The 4935-nt window shown below is 66.0% G+C and carries 3 protein-coding genes; all 3 read right to left on the reverse strand.

The genetic code is table 11. The annotated features are described in order from the left end of the window. Positions 1-236: 236 nt before the first annotated feature. The 3 genes from BN1136_RS01765 to BN1136_RS01775 all read right to left on the reverse strand — a co-directional run bounded on the left by BN1136_RS01765 (position 237) and on the right by BN1136_RS01775 (position 4879). Positions 237-3176, reverse strand: a complete 2940-nt coding sequence (locus tag BN1136_RS01765) for a DUF748 domain-containing protein (protein ID WP_197068413.1) — start codon at positions 3174-3176, stop codon at positions 237-239. A gap of 227 nt (positions 3177-3403) precedes the next feature. Further along, the gene (locus BN1136_RS01770; RefSeq protein ID WP_269429545.1) at positions 3404-3832 is read right to left on the reverse strand and encodes a MerR family transcriptional regulator; all 429 of its coding nucleotides are present in this window, start codon (positions 3830-3832) and stop codon (positions 3404-3406) included. A gap of 75 nt (positions 3833-3907) precedes the next feature. Next, positions 3908-4879 carry a hydroxymethylglutaryl-CoA lyase gene (locus tag BN1136_RS01775; protein ID WP_043760953.1) on the reverse strand — a complete coding sequence of 324 codons (972 nt, stop codon included), beginning with the start codon at positions 4877-4879 and terminating at the stop codon, positions 3908-3910. Positions 4880-4935: the final 56 nt, after the last annotated feature.

Raw genomic sequence — 4935 nt, forward strand, 5'->3', positions numbered from 1 at the left:
CCAATGGGTTTTTACCCCCATTTCTCTCACCTCCACTCCCAGACAACCGGCATGCCCTTTTCTGCCGGCCACTCGGAGGCGGACGGGGGAACTCTTGCGAGGGGGTCAAGGGAGGGAAGGGGTGAGGCCGCCAGTAAAGAAAGGGAGTGGCGCCAAGCGGCGAACGGGCGAGGCGCCACCCGGGGTATCGGGCCAACCAACAAAAAGGGGAGCCACAATGGCTCCTCTTTTCTGGGTCAGTCGTCCAGGGTCAGCACGACCTTGGCTTCCTTGTCCGTCTCCTTTACCTGGCTGTCGAGCACGAACAGGCGCTCCGGTGCTATGCCCTGGGTATCGACCAGGTACTCCTTGGTGTTCTGGGCCCGGCGCATGGCGAGGTTTCGCAGGGACTTGGCGGTGATCAGCTGCTGGTCCCGCAGCAGGATCACCGCCTGGGCGCGCAGGGCTGGGCTTTGCTCGGCCAGTTGCAGCCGGCTGGCCAGGGTGTCCAGATCCTCGTTGAATTTGGCCTCATAGGCCTCTGCCAGGGCGCTCTGCATGGCGGGGTCCTGCTCCAGCAAATCGAGATCGACCGGGCTGCCGGTGAGCTTGGCCAGCGCCCGCTCCAGCTTCTGGTGCTGGAGGATGGGGCGCTCCTCGTGGAAGTTGACCTTGCCGCGAATGTTCATGCTGAGCTTGGGCCTGTCCTTGAGGGCCTGCGCCAGGGTGGCGAGCTTGCCCTGCTGGGTCGGGGTCAGGCTGGGATCCCCGGGCAGGAAGGGAAGCTCGTCGAGATCCTGAGGGCCGCCCGTCAGGGAGGCCAGCAGAGAGAAGGGAGAGGTGATGGCTTTGCTGAGGGTGTTGCCGAGCACATCCCAGAAGATGTTGCCGAGGCTGAAATTCGGCTGATCCAGATCGCCCTTCACCTTGAGGTTCATCTTGATGACACCGCTTGAGTCGCTCAGCAGGGCGATGGCAAGCCCGAGCGGCAGATCCCTGGCCTGTTCGCTCTTCACCTTCTCCCCGAGCTGCAGCTTCTTGATGGTGATGTCGTTGTCTCCCTCCAGCCGGTTGCCCTGCAACTTGTAGTTGAGCTTCATGGAGAGCTGCCCCTTGTCGATGGCATAGCCCGCATAGGTGCTGGAGTAGGGGGTAAAGGTGGTGAGCTCCAGGTTGTTGAAGGCCACGGCGACGTCGAGCACGGGATCCTCGATGAGCAGGTTGGCGCCGCCCCGGATGGTGACGGGGGCGTATCTGTCCACCTTGCCGTTGAAGGCGATCTCGGAGCGCTGGCCCGGCGTGTTGCTGATGTGGCGGCTCTGGCCCTCAAGGGAGGCGATATCCACCACGAACTCCGGGCTCAGGCTGCGATCGGCAAAGCGCAGGTTGCCCTGGGCGGTGCGGATCTGGTCGATGAGGATGTGGGGAGCGGGGCCGCTCTCCTTGCTGGTCGGCTGGGGCAGCAGCAACTGCTGGACGTTGGTGATCCCCTCTTCGTTGATCTCGATGCGGGCGAAGGGCTTGGTCAGGAGGACGTCGGCTATCTTCACCTGCTGGCGGATGCCGTCATAGTGCAGGCCGCTCAACTGCAGGCTTTCAATCTGCAGCAGGCGCTGGTTGTCGGCCCGATCCAGCACATTGAGCCGCGCGATGTCGAGCCCGCCGCTGATGTCCAGCTTGTTCAGGGTGCCCTGCTCATCGGTGGCCAGCGCGAGCTTGATGCGGCTGGCGAGTTCGCCGTCCCGCACGCTGATGCGCAGCAGATCCTGCAGATAGGGTTGTGCCAGGGTGAGGGGCAGGCCTTGCTGGCGGATGGCGCCATTCAGGGTGAAGGGGGCCAGCCCCAGGGTGCCGTCAAACGCCACCGTCGTCCTGGTGTCGAGGGCCGCGCTGAGGGTAAGGGGAGTGCTCTTGCCGGGCTGGCTGCCGAGGGTGCCCAGGGTCAGCGCGAGACCGGATATATCCCGCACCAACGGCTTGCCGCTGCTGGATTCGGTCAGCTTGAGGCTACCCTGCTCGATGCGGGTCTGCTTGAGGGTCCAGCGCCAGGGCCTGGCTGTCGTGGCAGAGTGTTTGGCCGCTGGCTTGGTGGATTTCTTTGATGATGATTTGGCGGGTTTGGGGGCCGGCTGGGGGATCAGCAGATCGGCCAGATCCAGCCGCTGCTGCCCGTCGAGGACGGCGACGAGCGCCGGCGCCTTGATAGTGGCGGCGTCCATCTCCAGGGTTTGCTTGGTGCCGTCGACCCGGATCCCCGTGAGAGCAAGGCGGTTGAAGCGGGCAAACTCGCCGCCCTTGTCACCCTTGAGCTGCCAGTTGGAGAGCGTCAGCTTGCCCTTCGAGAGTTGCCAGCCGAGCCCCTGTTTGCCCGGGGTGAGGCGATAGGCGATCTCGGCGCTGGCCTCTCCCTTGCCTAGCCTTGCCTTGACATAGGGGGCCCAGAGCGGGGCGAAGGGGGCGATGGCCACCTTGCCGAGGCTGAGCTGCCCCTTGCCGGCCCCCGTCATGATGTCGAGTTCGCCTTCCGCCTTGAGGGGGCTCTTCTGGTTGAGGGTGGCGCTGAGTCGATAGGGATTGAGGGCGCCCTGGGCGCTGGAGAAGCCGGGGAGCGTCAGGTCGAGCTCGGTGAGAGTCAGGGGGGGCACCCAGCCGGTGCTGCTCTGCTTGCGACTGTCTTTGTACTGGAGTTGTCCTTGGGTCAGGGCCAGCTTGGCGACAGTCACCACCAGAGGCGCGGCGCCTGTTGCCGGCCCTGCCGGAGTCTGCATCTGCGCCAGCAAGGGGGCCAGTGCCTCGGTGAGATTGAAGCGAGCCTGCCCCTTGCTGTCAGGGAGACGAACCAGATCCACCCGGGGGGCGGTCAGGGTGGCCTCCGCCAGCACCAGGGCGCGCTGTCGCCAGCTCTCTTTCACCTCGGGAATGAGGCGCAGCCCTTCGAACGCCACCAGCACCCGTTGCTCGTCGTCGAGCAGGGTGGTGGGGCCCAGGGTGAGGGAGGGTGAACGCAGCCCGACGTCAATCTCTCCCAGGGTGAGGTGCAGACCGTAGTGGGTGGCGAGCCAGCCGGGCAGATGGCGCTGGATGAGATTGGGGGCTTGCCAGAGCAGTATGGTGACGCAGATGAGCAGGCTGGCGCAGAGATAGAGGGCGTAGCGCAACAGGCGGGCAGGCAGGGGCTTGAGCATGACGGTCTCCATTTGATGCGCATATGGTAGCAATTAATCGCGATGGAATCATGGGAGGGGCTCATGAGGTGCGCCGCACTCTGACCAGGATGGGGAAAGCTCGCACAGCCGTGGCGATGGGCATCTGCTCCCGCGCACCAGGGGACGTGCTTTGGCCTGAGGGGGGGGCGGGTGCCTGCCGGCACCTGGGGACGACTGCGGCATAGGAGACTCCGGGGGCGAGATACCCCCAGAGTCTGTCAATCCGCGTCGGTTTTCAAGCCGCCCAGGGAGTGGATGCAGCGCTGCTCGGCGGCGTCGAGTTCGGCCATCACCATCTGGATGTCCTCGAGCTGCTGGCGCAGGGAGTGGCGCCTGGCTTCGATGAGCTGGATCATTGAGTGCAGCTGCATCCGGCTGGAGCGGTCCGTGTCGTACATGTCGAACAGCTCGCGGATCTCCGCCAGGCTGAAACCGAGCCGCTTGCCCCTGAGGGTGAGCTTGAGGCGGATCCTGTCCTTGTGGCTGTAGATGCGGGTCTGCCCCTCCCGGGCCGGGGTGATCAGCCCCTCGTCCTCGTAGTAGCGGATGGTGCGGGGGGTGACGTCGAACTCCTGGGCGAGCTCGGAGATGCTGTAGGTTCTCTCCTTGCCGCCGAAGCTGCCGGCTCTCATGGGGTTGTGCTGCATGATCTGGCCTCCAACAGGGGGGAAGGGGGGCATAGGGCTGGCGCCTGGCCGCCCCCGGGGGCGGCGCTCACGGAATCATCCTGCATGGGGCGCTCCCTGGGTTCTCTCATGGCGTTCCGGTGGCGACTGGCGGGCCCTGGCGTGGAGGGCCTGACCGACCCGGGAGCCGTTGGGGCGGCCGAGCAGCTCGCTCACCCACTGGCCGGTGGCTGCCAGCTTGTCCAGGTTTACTCCCGTCTGCATGCCCAGGCCGTGCAGCAGGTAGACCACCTCCTCCGAGGCAATGTTGCCCGACGCCCCCGGTGCATAGGGGCAGCCGCCGAGCCCGGCCACCGAGCAGTCGATGGTGCGAATGCCGCGCTCCAGCGCCGGCAGCAGGTTCGCCACCCCCTGGCCATAGGTGTCGTGAAAGTGCACCGCGAGGCGCCCGGCCGGGACCTCGTGCAACACGGCGTCCAGCATGGGGGCCACGGTGCCCGGGGTGCCGACGCCTATGGTGTCGCCGAGGGATATCTCGTGACAGCCGAGATCCAGCAGGCGCTCGGCCAGGGCGGCGACCCGCTTCGGCTTGGTGGGCCCGTCGAAGGGGCAGGCGATGACGGTGGAGAGATAGCCCCGCACCTTGATGCCGAGGCGACGCGCCTCCTGCACCAGGGGGGCGAAGCGTATCAGAGACTCCTCCACGCCGACGCCGATGTTGGCCCGGGTGAAGCCGTCCGAGCAGGCGGTGAAGAGGCCTATCTCATCGGCGCGGGCGGCGATGGCGGCTTGCAGGCCCTGCAGGTTGGGCACCAGGGCGCCGTAACGGGTCGGCCCCCTGCGGGGCAGCGCCTCGAACAGGGCGGCGGAGTCCGCCATCTGGGGCACCCTTTTGGGGGAGACGAAGGCCCCCACCTCGATGCGCTGCAGGCCGCACTGTGCGAGGCGTTCGATGAAGGCCTGACGCTGCCCCAGCGAGAGGAGGCGAGGCTCGTTTTGCAGACCATCCCGCGGCCCCATCTCCACCAGGCTGACCCGGTCGACGGGGAGGTGGATCTCCTTGTTCATGGCGCGTCTCCTTGCTCGTCTTTCTCGTCTTTCTCGTCTTTCTCATCTTTCTCATC

The sequence above is a fragment of the Aeromonas taiwanensis genome (genome assembly GCF_000820165.1).
In the GTDB taxonomy this organism is placed as follows: Bacteria; Pseudomonadota; Gammaproteobacteria; order Enterobacterales; family Aeromonadaceae; genus Aeromonas; species Aeromonas taiwanensis.

What these genes read in the sequence shown, in the direction of transcription:
- BN1136_RS01770 (WP_269429545.1), bottom strand. Translation starts at nt 3,832, where the DNA reads ATGCAGCACAACCCCATGAGAGCCGGCAGCTTCGGCGGCAAGGAGAGA.
- BN1136_RS01765 (WP_197068413.1), bottom strand. Translation starts at nt 3,176, where the DNA reads ATGGAGACCGTCATGCTCAAGCCCCTGCCTGCCCGCCTGTTGCGCTAC.
- BN1136_RS01775 (WP_043760953.1), bottom strand. Translation starts at nt 4,879, where the DNA reads ATGAACAAGGAGATCCACCTCCCCGTCGACCGGGTCAGCCTGGTGGAG.